Here is a 15,992-nt window from a genome sequence, read left to right as displayed (position 1 = left end):
CATCGCTGAACCAAGATTGTCTCTATTAAGAGTCTTCAGGCGGTTGCACCGAGGTGTCCGGGTTGCGCTGGATGCGCAGGCCGACAAGAGCGACGGCGATTACGAGCACCGGACTCAACAGGCTGAAGAGCGCGTACGGTGCGTAGCTGGCCGTTGTAACCCCAAGCGTGGCGGCCATATAGGCGCCGCAACTGTTCCATGGAACCAGCGCCGAGGTCGGTGTCGCTGCAGCGCCTACGGTGCGTGACAATACGACGGGCGCAAAACCGCGCTGCGCGAAAGTCGTCTTGAACATCCTGCCTGGTAGAACAATGGCGATATATTGATCGGCCGTCACGACATTGGTCGCAAACACGGTGCCGACCATGGACGTGATAAGTCCGCCAGGCGTTTTTATTCTCTGGATAATCGGCGTGATGAGCCTATCCAGCACACCCGCCTTCTCGACCACGCCACCGAAGGCAAGGGCGGTGACGATCAGCCATACCGTGTCCAGCATGCTGGCCATGCCACCGCGCGACAGGAGTAGGTCCAACTCAGGGTAGCCGGTGGCTGACACATACCCGCTCGCCAGAGCCAGCCAGACGCCCTTGATGCATGCCAGCCACATCGGCAATTCGTCACGGCCCACAACCTGGGCAAAGGTCGCCACGCGTTCCGGGGCCATGATCGCGGCGAGCACACCCGCCACCAATGCTCCCGTGAAGATCGTCGTAAATGGAGGCAGTTTCAGGAGCGCCAGAACCACGACAACGACGAGTGGCAGGAATAACAGCAGCGACATGTCGAACGAGGCCTGGATGGCGGCAGCCTTGCTGCTCGTGTCGAAATCGCCGGAGCCGCCCAGCATCCAGAACACTGCAAGCGCGATGGCCAAGGCGATGGTGGAGGTCACAGCCGTTTCACGGACATGTACGTAAAGATCGACACCGGCTGCGCCTGCGGCAAGGTTCGCGGAGTCCGAGAGCGGCGAAACCGTGTCTCCGAAATAGGCGCCAGATATCACCGCTCCTGCGGTGATGGCCGGGTCCATCTCGATATTCAGCGCAATGCCCATGAGGCCGATGCCAATGGTGCCGACCACCGTCCACGAACTACCTATGCAAAATGACACGACGGCGCAAATCGCGGCCGCGGTTACGTAGAAGTAAGCTGGACTCAGCAGTTGCATGCCGTAATAGACCATCGCCATCAGCGTACCGCTGAGCGCCCAGGTTCCTATTAGTGAACCTACTGCGAGGAGAATGAAGATGGCGCCGATTCCAGAGCTGACGCTCTCGATCGCGGCCGCGTGCAGCGAGCCGAGCGAATGGCCGCGCCGCCATGCAATCACCACGGCGATCAGGCTCGATACGACGAGTGCAATCTGGGTTGGTCCGGCTGCTGCCGCGTCGCCGAAGAGATAAAACGATAATGCGATCAGGAAAATGAGGCTGAAGACAGGGATCAACGCTTCAACCAGCGTGAGTGGCTGTGGTTCGCGTGCCGTGCTCATATCTGGTCAATCTCCCGTCTGAGCCTTTGTCGAATGATTTGAGACAAGTCAGGCGACGCGGTCTAGCTGTGCATCAGGCTCATTATTTGTATGAACTGAATGACGACATCTTAACTTACCTTAGAAATTTGATAGTCAGACGTATGAACGACTTCTCAATTGGACCGCGTCACGGGCCTTCCAGAGGGGTTCGGCCTTCTGGTTCAGGAAGAAGCGATTCATGACCCGCGTTGTCGCGGAAGTTTGCGCTGCGACTCATGTTGAACACGATGTCGTGCGAATCAAGGAATACGTGCTACTCCGCACTGCCAGTAAGCCAGTCACGCGATGCGTGACTGGTTGAGATTGACCTCATTTGACGAGCACGATCGGTTTTGACCAGGCGGGAGATATGGGCCGCGACAGGGATGCGGCCCGACAGCGCAGTGCAGGGCCTTTCGAGGCGCAAGCCCTGCAAGTTTCGCCTGCGCGGTTGGAACTCTCGCGGCACAAGACTTGCTGGTCGTCCTGTGTTATTTACCCCGGGGATGGGGATGAATGCAGTCGAGCGGGCCGCGGCGTTCATGCACAAGTATTCATTGACCTTGGTCACTGCCGAGTCGTGCACGGCAGGTCTCATCGCCGCGACCTTGGCGGATGTGCCAGGCGCGGGGGCCTTGTTGGACTGCGCGTTTGTCGTCTATTCCCCCGAGGCAAAAATGAAGTGTTTGGGCGTTTCGTCCCGAACATTGCACCGGCACAATCTGACCAGCGTAGCGGTTGCCCGGGAAATGGCGCTCGGCGCGGCACGAATAAGTCGGGCGAACGTCGCCATATCGAATACCGGCGTCACTGACGACACGGATGCCGACATACCGGCGGGCACGCAGTGTTTTGCATGGGTGTTTAAAGAAGGCGCGGCAGACGCATCGCCTGCGATCTTTTCGGAAACCATCCAATTCAACGGCAGCCGCAATGCGATCCGGCGCGCAAGTGCCGAGCACGCCTTGCTAAGAATGATCACCTATTACAGCGAATGGCGGGCGGGCCAGCGTTGAAGGAGGGCACGGACATGATCGACGTCGCGGAGATCTTCGGCCTTCAGGCCGGAGTCGTGGAAATGCTCGTTCGGGGAACCACCATTTACTGGGTTCTCTATGCGCTGCTACGCGTCTCTGGCCGCCGGGATCTCGGACCCACCTGCGCCAGCGGACAGGCCGGTAGATGTGTTATTTGGAAACGGCTATATCTTTATTGGGGGCGATCACCCATAGTCGCTCCGGGAATATTCTTTCCCTGTACATCTAGGACTTACATTGAAGACAGAAACAGGTATCGTGAAGTGGTTCAACAACGACAAAGGCTACGGCTTTATCTCGCCGGAACTTGGTGGTAAAGACCTCTTTGCGCATTACTCTGAAATTCAGGGTGACGGGCACAAGTCTCTTGAAGAGAACCAGCGCGTTTCATTCGTTGCCGGCCAAGGACAAAAAGGTCCTCAGGCGACAATGATCAAACCGATTTAAGCGCTGGGCTGCTTGCCGCATGGCAGGCAGCTTGGTGGCAGGTTGTGGGGCCGGATCCTTTGAAACATAGGATTCGGCCCTTTGGTTTTGGGGCACGCAGGCTCATCAAATCGCGGCCAAGCTGGTGCAATGCATGCCTTTCATGCAGGCATGAGGTTTGCTGACTACTTCCCGATAGGTGTAAGCCTCAACGGTGGCAATGTTTTCACACCTCACGTGCACTTCAAACGAGAAAACTACATTATCTGCGCCAGTCGATGAGGTGCGTGACAAGTCATCAACCCCATAACAACTCGGATCAGGACCCATGACGGACGCTGAAACTCTTCCCGGGGAACAGAAGACGGTTCTGGTTGTGGAGGATAACGAGACCGCGCGGTGGCTCCTGGCCGAGATATTGGCAAACGAAGGCTATGACGTCTGTGAGGCGAGCAACGCAGACGAGGCATTGCGACGGCTGATGGAGCGTTCCGACATTCGCGCAGTCATTTCCGATATCGAGATGCCTGGATCCATGGATGGCCTCGAGATGGCAGCCCTGATACAGCGCAGGTCACCGGAGATCGGGATGCTTCTTACATCTGGTCGGCGTGACCCGGCGCTTGACACCTTGCCTCCGGGGGTAAAGTTCATGCTGAAGCCCTGGGTTCCTGATGACCTGATTCGTGAAGTGGAAACCCTGTTGGCCACCAGGAAGTGAGTGGCGCCAGGCGTTGTCCTCAGGCTAGCGGTGGTCGGACCGCTCCGGGCGAGGCGCAGGGGAAGTAGAGCGTGAAGGTCGTGCCCCCATGAGGGCGACTCACGACATCGACGTGGCCACCGGATTGCGAGACGTAGCCGAACACTTGGCTCAAGCCCAGTCCCGTTCCTTTCCCCTCCGGCTTGGTGGTGAAAAACGGTTCAAAGATGTGGTCTAGAACTTCCGGCGGAATGCCCAAGCCATCGTCCGAAACGGTGATGGCCACAAATCGACCTGCGGCGGTGCCGCCTCGCCCATCTGGATGCGAGTCCACGCAGCTGACCGCAATGTCCAGGTTGCCTCCTGTAGGCATCGCGTCACCGGCGTTAACGACAAGGTTCAACAACGCATTTTCAAGCTGGCTCATGTCCGCGCATATGAAGCATGGCTCCTCAGGTAGCTGGTATCGCACCTGGATCGCCGAGCCTAGTGTTGTCTGGATGATCTGCTTCATGCCTTCAACACATAGACCCGCGTCTATGTTGGAGGGCTCAAGAGGCTGGCGGCGAGCATACGCAAGCATTTGTCGCGTGAGATGGGCGGCGCGCTGCGTTGTATCCGCGATCGCATTGAGGTAGCGAAGCCGTTTTTCAGATGTGAGCTTAGGGTTGCGTAGTAATTCTGCAGCCCCGCCGATAATCGAAAGAAAATTGTTGAAGTCATGCGCCAGTCCACCGGTCACTCGACCAAGGACCTCCATACGCTGGGCCCGGTGCAGCGCCAGTTGGGTGGCCTGTAGTTCAAGCTGGCTTTTCTGTTTTGCGGTTATGTCGCGTGTGACCTTCGCGAAGCCGACGAGGCGGCCCGTGTCATCCCGTATAGGATCTATCACTACGCTAGCCCAGAATCGCGAGCCATCCTTGCGCACTCGCCATCCCTCTGCTTCGAACCGGCCTTCGCTCGTTGCGGTCGCCAACGCTCGCTGCGGCACCCCTTGAGCACGATCTTCGTCCGTGTAGAAGCGCGAGAAATGCTGCCCGATGATCTCGGACGCCTGGTAACCCTTGAACCGTTGCGCGCCTGCGTTCCAGCTGGCGACGAATCCATTGACGTCGAGCAGGAAAATTGCATAGTCAAGGACACCCTCGACCAGAAGCTTGTAGCGGTATGGCTCCTCCAGTTGCGCTAGGCTGCTGAAGTTCGCTGCATCCTCTTGTTCCGACGGTTCAACGATGCTCATCGGTGCTCCGGGGCGCGATGTTGGACATTCATTATTGAACGGCGAATGGGGCATTGCAACAGCCTCGCGCCTGCATGGGATCGCAGGGCCGGACCCGCATAAACGTGAACGAAAAGCGCCCCGATCCGGGGCGCTAGTATCTTCCTCAGTTGCGGCGTCGCTCTATTGCACGCGGCGCAAATTTCACTTTGCCCGGTGGTTTCCAGGACTTCGTCTCGGCCATCCAGCCCGCTTCCCACGCTTCGACTTTTTCACGCCATTCCATGATCGACTCTCCCGTGTGGCCTGGCATGTCGCCGGCACGATAGTAGGGGCAATCCCACAAGGTCAATCCGTCGCGGGCGGCCTGAGCGCCCAGCTTTTGGATGTCGTCGCGTTGCATTGCAGTACCCTCCAAAAGAAAGAGAATGGAAGGAAAGTATTACGCTGCGGATGGACGCCTGCAATAGTGTTGCTGCACTATTCTCGACGGTGCAGATAAGCGATCATGCCGCGATGCACCGCAGCATCAGCCGGTGGCCGCCCGCGCAGATCCGATGCCATTCCCCAGTTCTGGAGACTCTTGCCCAATCCGGCCGACCGCCCAGCGGACCTCGCCGCCCCAGTACGAGAAGAGTGATTGCTTCCGTTAGGTATCTCAAGGTCTGACTGACGGCGGCGAGCGGACCAAGCGCGGTAAAACCCACGATCGGAAGCCATAGAAGGCCACCCACTCCGGAAGGCTCCGGCCTGGCCTCGGGAGGATTCGGATCAACTGCGGGTGCGCGGGCCTGGCGGAACATTTGCCAGGAAATCAGCCCGTCGACCCCCTTTGGGTTGCCGGAATACCGGGCAAGGGAGGCAATGCCAGCTGGAAAATGGATAGGGCGGTTGCCAATCCCAAGACGGCCCAGGCACCGACCGAGAGGATCCTGACGATCCTCTTTAGCCCCTCGCTGCTGATCATTCTTATCCTGCCCCTCAGCCCTTCACCAGCCCGCCGTCGACGATCAGGTTCTGCCCGGTGACGGCGCGCGACCAGGGGCTGGCGAAGAACAGCACCGCGTCGGCGAATTGCTCCGGCGTGGTGACCTCGCGCAGCGGGGTGCCGGCGGCGATCATGTCGAAGACCGCATCCGGCGTGGCGGCGGACGCGTCCGTCGTGCGCAGCAGGCCGCCGGACACCATGTTGACGGTGATGCCGTCCGCGCCCAGTTCATGCGACAGGGTTCGCGTGAAGGCCAGCAGCGCGGCCTTGGCGGCGGTGTAGTCGTGGTACGGCACCACGGGGTTCTGGACCAGGTTGGTGCCCACGTTGATGATGCGTCCGCCGGCGGCGGCGCGCATGCCGGGCAGGGCGGCCTGGGTGGTGTTGAGCGCGGCGCGCACGCTGCCTTCGAGCTGCGCGTTCATCTGGGCCCAGTTCAGCGTGTCGGCGTGGGGCCGGGCGTCGCCATTGAACTGGAAAGCGGGCAGGGCGTTATTGACGACGGTGTTTACCGGCTGGCCGAAGTGCTGGCTGGCCTGCGCGAACATGGCGGCCACGGCGGCGGGGTCGCGCACGTCGGCCTGCACCGCCAGGGCGCGGCCGGGCGCGGTGGCGGCCAGCGCCTGCGCGCGGTCGGCGCTGTTCAGGTAGTTGATGACGACCTTGGCGCCTTCACGCAGGAAGGCCTGCGCGATGGCGGCGCCCAGGCCGCGGCTGGCGCCTGTGACGATGACGAGTTGTTGGTCCAGATTCAAATGCGGGCGTTGCGATGACATGAATGAACGGTTTCCTGCTCAATGTTCCGAGCCGCTGTTCAACATGCGGCTGCGGGCTTTCTCGATGTGGGCGCGCATGACGTTGCGCGCGCCCTCGGCGTCCTGATCCTGGATCAGTTTGTATATATGGCGGTGTTCGTCGATGGCGGCGCGGGTGCGCTTCCAGGGTTCGCTGTGGACTAGGTGGCGCATGACGTTCACGGCGTGGCTCACGTCATACTCCAGCGACTTCAGCACCTGCACGAAGCGCTGGTTGCTGGTGGCCGCGGCGATGGCGCGGTGAAAGCCGTAGTCGTGATGGTGGGCGATGGCGCCGGAGGCGTCCGCCTCTTCGTAGCCCGTCAGCATGCGGTCCATTTCGTGCAGGTCTTCGGCGGTGCGGCGCAGGGCGGCCAGGTAGGCGCACTCCGGCTCGATCACCATCCGCAGTTCCAGGCCTTCAAGAATGTGGCCGACCCGGCGCGCCGGGTCCACCGCCGGCATGCCGCCCATCAGGTCGGGCTTGGCGCGCACGTACGTGCCGGACCCGCGGATGGAGTCCACCAGCTGGTCTTCGCGCAGACGGTCCAGCGCCTGGCGCACCACGGGGCGCGACACCTCGAACAGCGAGGCCAGTTCCAGCTCGGTGGGCAGTTTGTTGCCCGGCGCGATCTTGCCGGTGGCGATCGCATAGAACAGGCTTTCGTAGACGCGTTCGGCGAAGCGCTCGGCGCGCACATAGCCCAGGCCCGACGCCACTTCAGCCAGCACGTCCAGTTCCGGACGGGGGCGGGCGGCGGCGGCCAGCAGCGATTCCAGCTGCGGGTCACGCACATTGCTCATTGGCGCGCTCCTTATGGATGGGGACAGTTTTGTCAGTCTGGCTGACAAACCCGCCGGGGCGATAAGCCCCTGAAATATTAGGGATAACCCGAGCAGCCAGGAAAATATCCTGAAGCTTGGGACAAAAGCTGTCAATCCAATTGACAAGTTCCGGGGGGCTCCCGTACCTTGACACCAAACCACAACGCCCGCGCGCATGACGCGCCGGCGGCGCAACCGGCCATGCCGCCGGAGGCGCCTGGAGACCTCGTCATTCCCGCCAACCGGCCGTCCGGCCGCTACTTTACTCCGCACATCGTGACTCAGAAGAACTTTATCGCCAACCAATGGGTGGCCGCTGCCACCGGTGAAACCATTCCCGTCCTGAACCCGTCCGATGGCAAGCCTTTCGAGGCGATCGCACGCTCGGGCGAAGCCGACGTGGACCGCGCCGTGCAGGCCGCGCGCCAGGCTTTCGAAGGCGAGTGGGGGCAGATGGCGCCGGCCGCGCGCAGCCGCCTGCTCATGAAGATCGCCTTTGCCCTGCTGGACCGCCAGGAAGAGCTGGCGCAGCTGGAATCGGCCGACACGGGCAAGCCCATCAAACAGGCGCGCGCCGACGCCGCCGCCGTGGCGCGCTATTTCGAGTTCTATGCCGGCGCGGTGGACAAACTGCACGGCGAGACCATTCCCTACACCCCGGGCTTCACGGTCCTGACCGTGCGCGAAGCGCATGGCGTGACCGGCCACATCGTGCCGTGGAACTACCCCTTGCAGATATTCGGCCGCAGCGTCGGCGCGGCGCTGGCCGCGGGCAACGCCTGCGTGGTCAAGCCCGCCGAAGACGCCTGCCTGTCGCTGCTGAAGCTGGCCGAGATCGCCGCCGAGGTGGGCTTGCCCGCTGGCGCCCTGAACATCTGCACGGGCTACGGCCACGAAGCGGGCGCCGCCTTGTCCGCCCACCCCGGCATCGACCACATCTCGTTCACCGGTTCGCCGCAGACGGGCAAGATGGTGGCCCACGCCGCCGCCGAAAACCATGTGCCCGTCACGCTGGAACTGGGCGGCAAGTCGCCGCAGATCGTGTTCGACGATGCCGACCTGGACGCCGCGATGCCGGTGCTGCTGGCCGCCATCATCCAGAACGCCGGCCAGACGTGCTCGGCCGGCAGCCGCGTGCTGATCCAGCGCGGCGTGTATGAAGCCGTGCTCAAGCGTCTGTCGGACGCGTTCTCGGCCACGGTCACCGGCCCGGCCGCCGCGGACCTGGACGTAGGTCCCCTGATCAACGCCCGCCAGCACGACCGCGTGCGCGGCTTTCTGGCGGAAGCGGAAGGCCAGGGCCTGAAGGTTGCCGCGCGCGGCAAACTGAAGGAAGGCGCGCCCGAGGCCGGCTTCTACCAGCCGCCCGTGCTGTTCCGCGACGTGCCGCCCGACAGCCGCCTGGCGCAGGAAGAAGTCTTTGGCCCGGTGCTGGCCGCCATGGTGTTCGACACCGAGGAAGAGGCGCTGCAAATCGCCAACGGCACGCTGTATGGCCTGGTGGCCGGCGTCTGGACCCGCGACGGCGGCCGCCAGATGCGTCTGGCCCGCAAGCTGCGCGCCGGTCAGGTGTTCATCAACAACTACGGCGCGGGCGGCGGCGTGGAACTGCCGTTCGGCGGTTCGCGCCAGTCGGGCTACGGCCGCGAAAAGGGCTTCGAAGCGCTGTATGGCTTTACCACGCTGAAGACCATCGCCATCCGTCATTGAACGACGGGCGGGCGGCGCGGTCCCTGGCAAAATATCGGTTAACGTTGATGTTTTGCTTTTTGGGGCCTGCCGCCCCGCATTCAGGATCCGTATGTTCACCGGTATTGTTCAAGGCACCGCGAAGATCGCCAAGATCGCGGATCGCGAAGGCCTGCGCACCTTCACGCTGGATTTTCCCCCTGGTTTCTGCGTTGACCTGGCCATCGGCGCCAGCGTGTCGACCGACGGCGTCTGCCTGACGGTCACGGAAATCCTGTCGGAAAACCAGGCTACCTTTGATGTCATGCTGCAGAGCCTGGCCATCACCACCCTGGGCAGTTACGTCGAAGGCGACCGCGCCAACGTCGAGCGCGCGGCCAAGGACGGCGCCGAGATCGGCGGACACCCCCTGTCCGGCCACGTCGACTTCACCTCGGAAGTGGTCATGGTGAAGTCCTCCGACACCAACCGCCTGATGCGCTTCAGCATTCCCGAGGCCTTTCGCAAGTATGTCTTCGCCAAGGGCTACATCGCCATCAATGGCGCGAGCCTGACCGTGTCGGAAGTCAACCGCGCCGAGGGCTGGTTCGAGGTCTGGCTGATTCCCGAAACGCGCCGCATGACGGTCTTCGAGGACAAGCAGGTGGGCGATTTCGTCAATATCGAGATCGAGCGCAGCACCCAGGTGGTGGTCGATACCGTGCGCGAAACCGTCCAGGAAAGCCTGGGCAAGCTGCAGCCGCTGCTGGAAGCCATCCTCAAGGAAAAGGGGCTGACGCTTGAAGACTTCGTCAGCCCCCAGGGCAAGCTGAAGTAGGGGCCGGGGCCCCCGCGGTCACTTCGCGGCGAACGGCTGCCCCAGCGGCCGCACGCGCATGCCCGGCTGCAGGCGGGTCCAGGGCAGGTCGGCGGGATCGGCCTGCATCGGGCCCGGCGCCTTGGCCACCAGCACCTCATGCGCGATGGGCTGGAAGTCCGCGCGGAAATGCACCGAACTCTTCACTACGAGTATCCCCATTTCCTCGGGCTGCACGCCACCCACGCGGAACAGGTTCCGGTCCAGCATCTGCGCCTTGCTGGCGCTGACCACCACCCGCACCCCGCCGATCCGCAAGCCCGCGACGGCGCCCAGGTCCACGTCCATGCCATGCATCATCGGCCCGTCGAAGCGCAGCTTGCCGGGCGACAGGGTTTCGACCAGGAACTCGCCCTCGAAGGCGGCATCGCCCGCCACGCCGGATTGGCCGCCCAGGCTCAGCGTCACGGTGGCGCCCACGCCCGCGGCCGTGGCCCGGCGCACCGCCTCCGGATCATAAAAAAGGCCCAGCGCGGCATTCTGCGCATCGGCCGCCACCAGCGCGCGCAGCATGCCCGTCGTGTTGGCGTCGCCGCCCGCGCCCGGATTGTCCTGCGTGTCGGCGATGACCACCGGGCGCGCGGCGCCCGCCGCCAGGGCCTGCGCGCGACGCACGGCCTCGGCGGGCTCCAGGAAGTCCGGCGACCATTCCGGCTCCAGCTCCAGCACGCGGGCATACAGCATTTCAGTCGCGCGCTCCACCGCCGCGGCATCCGTGCCATAGGCCCAGACCACCGGCCCGCATTCCGGGAAATCCGCCGCCGGGAAGCCCGGGGCGAACGAGATGGATGCAACGCCCGGCAGCTGCTCCAGGCCCGCCAGCATGTCGTACACGCCTTGCGACGGCTGCAGCATGGTGCACATGCCGTTGATGGGAATCAGGAAAGGCAGGCGCCGTTCGCAGCGCGCCCATTGCCCGCCCGCCTGGATGCGGGCCAGCAGCAGGCGCGCAGCCTGTTCGCCGGTGTCGGCCATGTCCACATGCGGATAGGTGCGGAACGCGACCAGGCCGTCGGCCTCCTGCAGCATCCGGGCGGTGACATTCGCGTGCAGGTCCAGGCTGGCGACGACCGGCACGGCGGGGCCCGCGAGCTTGCGCACGCGGGCAAGCAGTTCGCCTTCGCCGTCGTCCAGGTGCTCGGTGACCATCGCGCCGTGCAGGTCCAGGTAGATGGCGTCGTAGGCGCCGGCCTGCACCGCCTCCAGGATTTCGCCGGCGATGCGCTCGTAGGCGTCCTGCGTCACATGGGCCGACGGGCTGGCGCCCGCCCAGATCACCGTCTGCACGGTATGGCCCTGGGCCAGCACGGCATTGATGAAGCCGCCAGCGGGGATGTTGACTTCGCGCAGCGCCAGCATGTCCGTGCCGCGCACCATGGCGGGAAAGCCTTCGCCGCGGACGAAATTCTCGTACCCGGCCTTGGACGGCGCGAAGGTATTGGTCTCGTGCTGGAAACCAGCAACCAGAATATGCATGATTGTTTCCTGTGGGTCGGACTTCAGGCGCGGGCGGGCGCGGGTTTATCGGGTACGGCCTGGGGCGGACGGTTGACCAGCAGAAGCAGCGCGCCCGCCACCAGCAAGGCCGAAATCACGTACAGGCCGCTGGCCAGCGACCCCGTGGCTTCCTTGGACCAGCCGATGATGGACGGGCTGAGAAAGCCGCCCAGCAGGCCGATGCTGTTGATGAGGGCGATGCCGCCAGCCGCCGCTTCCCCTTTCAGGTACTGCGAGGGAATGGCCCAGAATACCGTGTATGCGGCCCACATGAACCCCGTGGCCAGCGTAATGGCCGTCAGGGACAACGCGAATTGCGTCGGCGCCGCGGTGGCCACGCACAGGGAAACGCCGGCCAGCAGGGCCGGCACAAGGGTGTGCCAGCGCCGTTCCTGCATCCGGTCCGAATTGCGCGCGAACCACAGCATGAAGATAGCGGCGGCGATGTAGGGAATGGTGGAGTACAGGCCGATCTCCATCGTGTCCTTGACGCCGGCGATCTTGAGCAGGGTGGGCAGCCAGAAGCTGACGGCGTAGATGCCGCAAATCAGGCAGAAGTAGGTGAGGGCCATGCCGTAGATGGCCGGGTCGCGCAGCACCTGCGCGAAGGCGTGCTTTTTCTGCGCGCCGCGTGATTCCAGATCCGCCGCCAGCAGCGCCTTTTCGCCCGCGCTGAGCCAGCGGGCCTCGGCGGGCTTGTCGTCCAGGAAATAGAACGCCACCACGCCCAGCAGCACGCAGGGCAGGCCTTCCAGCAAGAACATCCATTGCCAGCCTTCCAGGCCATGCGCGCCCGAGAAGGCCGTCATGATCCAGGCCGACGCCGGGCCGCCGACAATGCCGCCGATGGGGCCGGCCAGCATCACCACCGCCATGACGCCCGCCATGCGTGATTGCGAGTACCAGTAGGTCAGGTAGAAGATCATGCCCGGCGCGAAGCCGGCTTCGAATACCCCGAGCATGAAGCGCAGGATGTAGAAGCTCCACTCGCCCTGCACGAACAGCATCGAGGCCGACGTCAGGCCCCACAGCACCATGATGCGGCTGATGGTGCGGCGCGCGCCGATACGCGTCAGCAAGAGATTGCTGGGCACTTCGAACATGACATAGCCCAGGAAGAAGATGCCGGCGCCCAGTCCGTAGACGGCGTCGGATATCCCGATGTCCTGCTGCATCTGCAGCTTGGCAAAGCCGATGTTGATGCGGTCCAGATAGGCAAAGACGTAGCACAGCAGCAAGAACGGCAGCAGGCGCCACGTGATCTTGCGATACAGCGGCGCCAGGCGCGGGTCCGCGCCCGGCGTGGTCGGATGGGGCATTGCATGTCTCCTGCGCGGGTCTGACGCCCGCGGTGGCTTGGGATGGGGCCGGGACATCCATTGTTCCCGGCGGCGCCATATTGGAAGACAGCGGCGTTCCAAACAATGACCTGGGCGATAATTATCGTTGCCCTGTGGGCAACGGAAGGGTGACGCGTCAATCAGCGGCCGCAGCGGTCCGCGCAAGAGGAATACGGGGATATGCAGGAAATCAGCCAGGTCCGCCTGAAGTACTTCCACGAGGTCATGGCTTGCGGCTCGATACGGGGCGCGGCCGACAAGCTGGACACGGCCGCTTCCGTCATCAGCCGCCAGATCCAGCTGCTGGAAAAGGAGCTGGGGGTGCAGCTGTTCGAGCGCCGCTCGCGCGGGCTGACGCCCACCGAAGCGGCGGACATGCTGCTGGAATATCACCGGGGCTGCCGCGCGCAGCAGGAGCACCTGAATACGCGCCTGCAGGAGTTGCGGGGCATGCAGCGCGGCAACGTCCACCTGATGATCAGCGAAGGCTTCATCGACAGCCTCATGGAGCACGTGGTCGGCCCGTTCTGCGTCGCATATCCGCAGATCAACATCAGCGTCAATGTGGGATCGGTGAACGAAGTGGTGGAAGCGGTGGCGACCGACGCCGCGCATATCGGGCTGGCCTACAACCCGCCCGTCGATCCCCGGCTGCGCTGCCGCATCAGCCGCAAGCATCCGGTCTGTCTGCTGGCGGCGCCCGATCATGAGCTGGCAAAGCGGCGCGCGCCGCTGACCATCGCGGACATCCTGCCTTATCCGTTCGCGCTGATGTCCGCGCCCTATGGATTGCGCCAGGCGGTTGACCTGCTGGAGTTCACCGAACGCATCCACCTGACTCCCAGCCTGACGACGAACTCGCTGCGGGTGCTCAAGCAATATGCGCTGGGCGGGGCGGGCGTCACGCTGATGCCCAACCTGGGCGTGCACCGCGAGCTCGAAAGCGGCGAGCTGGTGGCGTTGGAAATCGCCCACCCCATTCTGAGCGCGCCCGAGTGCCAGGCCCTGCTGCGCCTGGGGCGGCCCTTGTCGTCGGCCGCCGATGAACTGATACGGCGTATCGAGCTGCGGCTGCCGGCGTTCGCTCCCGGCATACAATGAGCTCACTTTCGGAGGTAAATATGTCGGTAATTTCCGATATCAAGATACGCCCCCTGGAGCGTGGCGACCTGCACTTCGTGCACAAGATCAACAATAACGACGTCATCATGCGTTATTGGTTCGAAGAGCCTTACGAGGCCTATGACGAACTGGTCGCCCTGTATGACCGCCACTTGCACGATCAGAACGAGCGGCGCTTCATCATCGAGCACGACACCGGCCAGCCCGCGGGCCTGGTCGAGCTGGTGGAAATCGACTACATCCACCGCCGCGCCGAATTCCAGATCATCATCGCGCCCAGCTACCAGGGCCGAGGCTACGCCAAGGCGGCGACCCGCATCGCCGTGGGCTATGCGTTCCGCGTGCTGAACCTGCACAAGGTCTACCTGGTAGTGGACAAGGACAACACCGCCGCCGTGCACGTGTACGAACGCTGCGGCTTCCAGATCGAAGGCCTGCTCAAGCAAGAGTTCTTTTCCAACGGCGACTATCGCGACGCCTACCGCATGGCCTTGCTGCAGCATGAGCACTTGCGCGATGTCGGACCCGGCGCGCCGGATGCGCCCGTCCTGCGCGACTGGCCGCAGGAAGAGCAGACGGGCTGAGGCTCAGGGCTTGAAGAACGCCGTGGGCGTCATGAGCCGGTTTTCCTGGCTGATCAGGTAGCCGGCGTCCGCGCTCCGGGTCAGGTAGCCGGCCCAGGCGGGATCCTGCTGCAGCGCCCGGCGCTTGGCGTCACGGTCGGCGGCGCTGTCGTAGACCCAGATGTGCATGTAGCTGTTGACGTTGCCCGTCTCGGTCTGCATGTAGGCCAGGGGCTTGCCCAGGTGGCGGCTTTGCACCTCGTAGCCGTGCTCCGCATAGAGCGCCAGGTGCTTCTTGATGGTGCCGGCGCGGCAGGTATAGGTACGTACGTCGTAAAGCATGGTGATTCCTTGATGGGTGTTGCGGATAATGGTTAGTCGGCCGTGGCGCCGGACTGTTTCACCAGTGCGCTCCAGCGCGCCACTTCCTGGTTCACGTACTGCTGGAAGGCGGCGTGGCCGTCACCCACGGGGTCGGCGCCCAGCCCCTTGAGCTTCTCCTGCACCGCGGGATCGGCCACGCCCTGGGTGATGGCTTGCGACAGTTTTTCCACCACGGGCGCCGGCGTGGCCGCGGGCGCGAAGAGACCGAACCACGAGCGCGCATTCATGGCCGGGTAGGGCGTCTCGGAAAACGCCGGTACGTTGGGCAGGGACGCGTGGCGCTGCGTGCCGGTGACGGCGATGGGCGTCAGGCGGCCGGCCTGCACCTGCGACAGCACTTCGGGCAGGTTGGCGAACATGATCTGGACCTGGCCGCCCATGAGGTCGTTGAGCGCTTGCGAGCCTCCCTTGTAGGGCACATGCGTCATCTGCGCGCCGGCCAGCGAATTGAACTGGGCGCCCGCCAGGTGCGATGCGGTGCCGGTGCCGCCCGAGGCATAGTTCACGCGATTGCCGTTGGCCTTGGCGTAGGCGGCCAGTTCTTCCGGCGTCTTGGCCGGCACCGACGGGTTCACCACCAGCAGCAAGGGCACCGACGCCAGGTTCGACAGGCCCGCGAAGTCGCGCGTCAGGCTGTAGTCCAGCTTGTGATAGAGCGTGGCATTGATGGCATGGCTGGACGTGGCCATCAGCAAGGTATAGCCGTCCGCCTCGGACCGGGCCGCCATGACGGCGCCGATGTTGCCGTTGGCGCCCGCCTTGTTCTCCACCACCACAGGCTGGCCCAGGCGGACGGACATGGATTGCGCCACGGTGCGTGCGATCACGTCGGTGGCGCCGCCCGCGGCGAAAGGCACGATGATGCGCAAGGGGCGTTCGGGGTAGTCGGCGACGGCGGGCGACGCCGCGCTCAGGCAGGCCGCGGCCAGCATCGTGGCCACGGTCAGGCGCCGCAGGCGGGGCAGGGGGGTATTCATGTCTCTCTCCAGTGTGGATGTTTTTTATGCGGGCGCCGCGCACTGTCTTTGCGGCCTGC

The 15,992-nt window shown here is 63.7% G+C and carries 16 protein-coding genes; 7 read left to right on the top strand and 9 right to left on the bottom strand.

Annotated features, from left to right (window positions below; genetic code table 11):
* Nucleotides 1–25: 25 nt before the first annotated feature.
* Entirely contained in the window at nt 26–1,495 is a 1,470-nt protein-coding gene (locus HLG70_RS10925; RefSeq protein ID WP_171664419.1) for a Na+/H+ antiporter NhaC family protein, read from the bottom strand.
* Between the two features lie 533 nt (nt 1,496–2,028).
* Between HLG70_RS10925 and HLG70_RS10920 the strand changes: the two genes are divergently transcribed.
* The 3 genes from HLG70_RS10920 (at nt 2,029) to HLG70_RS10910 (ending at nt 3,700) form a co-directional block, all read left to right on the top strand.
* Nucleotides 2,029–2,532: a CinA family protein gene (locus HLG70_RS10920; RefSeq protein ID WP_171664418.1), complete on the top strand. Its 504-nt coding sequence runs from the start codon at nt 2,029–2,031 to the stop codon at nt 2,530–2,532.
* 258 nt (nt 2,533–2,790) lie between these two features.
* The gene (locus HLG70_RS10915; RefSeq protein ID WP_171664417.1) at nt 2,791–3,000 is read left to right on the top strand and encodes a cold-shock protein; all 210 of its coding nucleotides are present in this window, start codon (nt 2,791–2,793) and stop codon (nt 2,998–3,000) included.
* 307 nt (nt 3,001–3,307) lie between these two features.
* Nucleotides 3,308–3,700, top strand: a complete 393-nt coding sequence (locus HLG70_RS10910; RefSeq protein ID WP_171664416.1) for a response regulator — start codon at nt 3,308–3,310, stop codon at nt 3,698–3,700.
* A gap of 19 nt (nt 3,701–3,719) precedes the next feature.
* Here HLG70_RS10910 and HLG70_RS10905 read toward each other — a convergent pair whose 3' ends face one another.
* The 4 genes from HLG70_RS10905 to HLG70_RS10890 all read right to left on the bottom strand — a co-directional run bounded on the left by HLG70_RS10905 (nt 3,720) and on the right by HLG70_RS10890 (nt 7,484).
* A complete protein-coding gene (locus tag HLG70_RS10905; protein WP_171664415.1) occupies nt 3,720–4,919 on the bottom strand; it encodes a two-component system sensor histidine kinase NtrB in 1,200 nt (399 codons plus the stop codon).
* Nucleotides 4,920–5,064: 145 nt separating this feature from the next.
* Entirely contained in the window at nt 5,065–5,301 is a 237-nt protein-coding gene (locus HLG70_RS10900) for a CrpP-related protein (RefSeq protein ID WP_171664414.1), read from the bottom strand.
* Nucleotides 5,302–5,879: 578 nt separating this feature from the next.
* Nucleotides 5,880–6,662, bottom strand: coding sequence for a 3-oxoacyl-ACP reductase (locus tag HLG70_RS10895; protein WP_171664413.1), 783 nt, complete (start codon nt 6,660–6,662; stop codon nt 5,880–5,882).
* An 18-nt stretch (nt 6,663–6,680) separates the two neighbouring features.
* A complete protein-coding gene (locus tag HLG70_RS10890) occupies nt 6,681–7,484 on the bottom strand; it encodes a FadR/GntR family transcriptional regulator (protein ID WP_171664412.1) in 804 nt (267 codons plus the stop codon).
* A 294-nt stretch (nt 7,485–7,778) separates the two neighbouring features.
* Here HLG70_RS10890 and HLG70_RS10885 point away from each other — a divergent pair, with 294 nt between their 5' ends.
* Together HLG70_RS10885 and HLG70_RS10880 are read left to right on the top strand one after the other, a co-directional pair.
* Nucleotides 7,779–9,215 (top strand): aldehyde dehydrogenase family protein, encoded by a 1,437-nt coding sequence (locus HLG70_RS10885; protein WP_171664670.1) that lies wholly within the window; start codon nt 7,779–7,781, stop codon nt 9,213–9,215.
* Between the two features lie 91 nt (nt 9,216–9,306).
* A complete protein-coding gene (locus HLG70_RS10880) occupies nt 9,307–10,011 on the top strand; it encodes a riboflavin synthase subunit alpha (RefSeq protein WP_171664411.1) in 705 nt (234 codons plus the stop codon).
* 18 nt (nt 10,012–10,029) lie between these two features.
* Here the strand turns inward: HLG70_RS10880 and HLG70_RS10875 are convergent, their stop codons facing one another.
* Both HLG70_RS10875 and HLG70_RS10870 read right to left on the bottom strand, forming a co-directional pair.
* Nucleotides 10,030–11,526 carry a M81 family metallopeptidase gene (locus HLG70_RS10875; protein ID WP_171664410.1) on the bottom strand — a complete coding sequence of 499 codons (1,497 nt, stop codon included), beginning with the start codon at nt 11,524–11,526 and terminating at the stop codon, nt 10,030–10,032.
* 23 nt (nt 11,527–11,549) lie between these two features.
* Nucleotides 11,550–12,866, bottom strand: coding sequence for an MFS transporter (locus HLG70_RS10870; protein ID WP_171664409.1), 1,317 nt, complete (start codon nt 12,864–12,866; stop codon nt 11,550–11,552).
* Between the two features lie 201 nt (nt 12,867–13,067).
* Between HLG70_RS10870 and HLG70_RS10865 the strand changes: the two genes are divergently transcribed.
* A complete protein-coding gene (locus tag HLG70_RS10865) occupies nt 13,068–13,988 on the top strand; it encodes a LysR family transcriptional regulator (protein ID WP_171664408.1) in 921 nt (306 codons plus the stop codon).
* A gap of 20 nt (nt 13,989–14,008) precedes the next feature.
* Nucleotides 14,009–14,593, top strand: coding sequence for a spermidine N1-acetyltransferase (gene speG, locus HLG70_RS10860; RefSeq protein WP_171664407.1), 585 nt, complete (start codon nt 14,009–14,011; stop codon nt 14,591–14,593).
* 3 nt (nt 14,594–14,596) lie between these two features.
* Here the strand turns inward: speG and HLG70_RS10855 are convergent, their stop codons facing one another.
* A complete protein-coding gene (locus HLG70_RS10855) occupies nt 14,597–14,914 on the bottom strand; it encodes an NIPSNAP family protein (protein ID WP_171664406.1) in 318 nt (105 codons plus the stop codon).
* Between the two features lie 32 nt (nt 14,915–14,946).
* Complete coding sequence (locus tag HLG70_RS10850; RefSeq protein WP_171664405.1) at nt 14,947–15,933, bottom strand: tripartite tricarboxylate transporter substrate binding protein; 987 nt, start codon at nt 15,931–15,933, stop codon at nt 14,947–14,949.
* Nucleotides 15,934–15,992 lie beyond the last annotated feature (59 nt).

Origin of the sequence: Achromobacter deleyi, assembly GCF_013116765.2 — a bacterium.
In the GTDB taxonomy this organism is placed as follows: domain Bacteria; phylum Pseudomonadota; class Gammaproteobacteria; order Burkholderiales; family Burkholderiaceae_B; genus Achromobacter; species Achromobacter deleyi_A.
This window is presented reverse-complemented; position numbering and strand designations above follow the sequence as displayed.

Excerpts from the sequence above, each read along its gene's own strand:
- HLG70_RS10925 (WP_171664419.1), bottom strand. The coding sequence starts at position 1,495 with ATGAGCACGGCACGCGAACCACAGCCACTCACGCTGGTTGAAGCGTTG.
- HLG70_RS10920 (WP_171664418.1), top strand. The coding sequence starts at position 2,029 with ATGAATGCAGTCGAGCGGGCCGCGGCGTTCATGCACAAGTATTCATTG.
- HLG70_RS10910 (WP_171664416.1), top strand. The coding sequence starts at position 3,308 with ATGACGGACGCTGAAACTCTTCCCGGGGAACAGAAGACGGTTCTGGTT.
- HLG70_RS10905 (WP_171664415.1), bottom strand. The coding sequence starts at position 4,919 with ATGAGCATCGTTGAACCGTCGGAACAAGAGGATGCAGCGAACTTCAGC.
- HLG70_RS10900 (WP_171664414.1), bottom strand. The coding sequence starts at position 5,301 with ATGCAACGCGACGACATCCAAAAGCTGGGCGCTCAGGCCGCCCGCGAC.
- HLG70_RS10895 (WP_171664413.1), bottom strand. The coding sequence starts at position 6,662 with ATGTCATCGCAACGCCCGCATTTGAATCTGGACCAACAACTCGTCATC.
- HLG70_RS10890 (WP_171664412.1), bottom strand. The coding sequence starts at position 7,484 with ATGAGCAATGTGCGTGACCCGCAGCTGGAATCGCTGCTGGCCGCCGCC.
- HLG70_RS10880 (WP_171664411.1), top strand. The coding sequence starts at position 9,307 with ATGTTCACCGGTATTGTTCAAGGCACCGCGAAGATCGCCAAGATCGCG.
- HLG70_RS10875 (WP_171664410.1), bottom strand. The coding sequence starts at position 11,526 with ATGCATATTCTGGTTGCTGGTTTCCAGCACGAGACCAATACCTTCGCG.
- HLG70_RS10870 (WP_171664409.1), bottom strand. The coding sequence starts at position 12,866 with ATGCCCCATCCGACCACGCCGGGCGCGGACCCGCGCCTGGCGCCGCTG.
- HLG70_RS10865 (WP_171664408.1), top strand. The coding sequence starts at position 13,068 with ATGCAGGAAATCAGCCAGGTCCGCCTGAAGTACTTCCACGAGGTCATG.
- speG (WP_171664407.1), top strand. The coding sequence starts at position 14,009 with ATGTCGGTAATTTCCGATATCAAGATACGCCCCCTGGAGCGTGGCGAC.
- HLG70_RS10855 (WP_171664406.1), bottom strand. The coding sequence starts at position 14,914 with ATGCTTTACGACGTACGTACCTATACCTGCCGCGCCGGCACCATCAAG.
- HLG70_RS10850 (WP_171664405.1), bottom strand. The coding sequence starts at position 15,933 with ATGAATACCCCCCTGCCCCGCCTGCGGCGCCTGACCGTGGCCACGATG.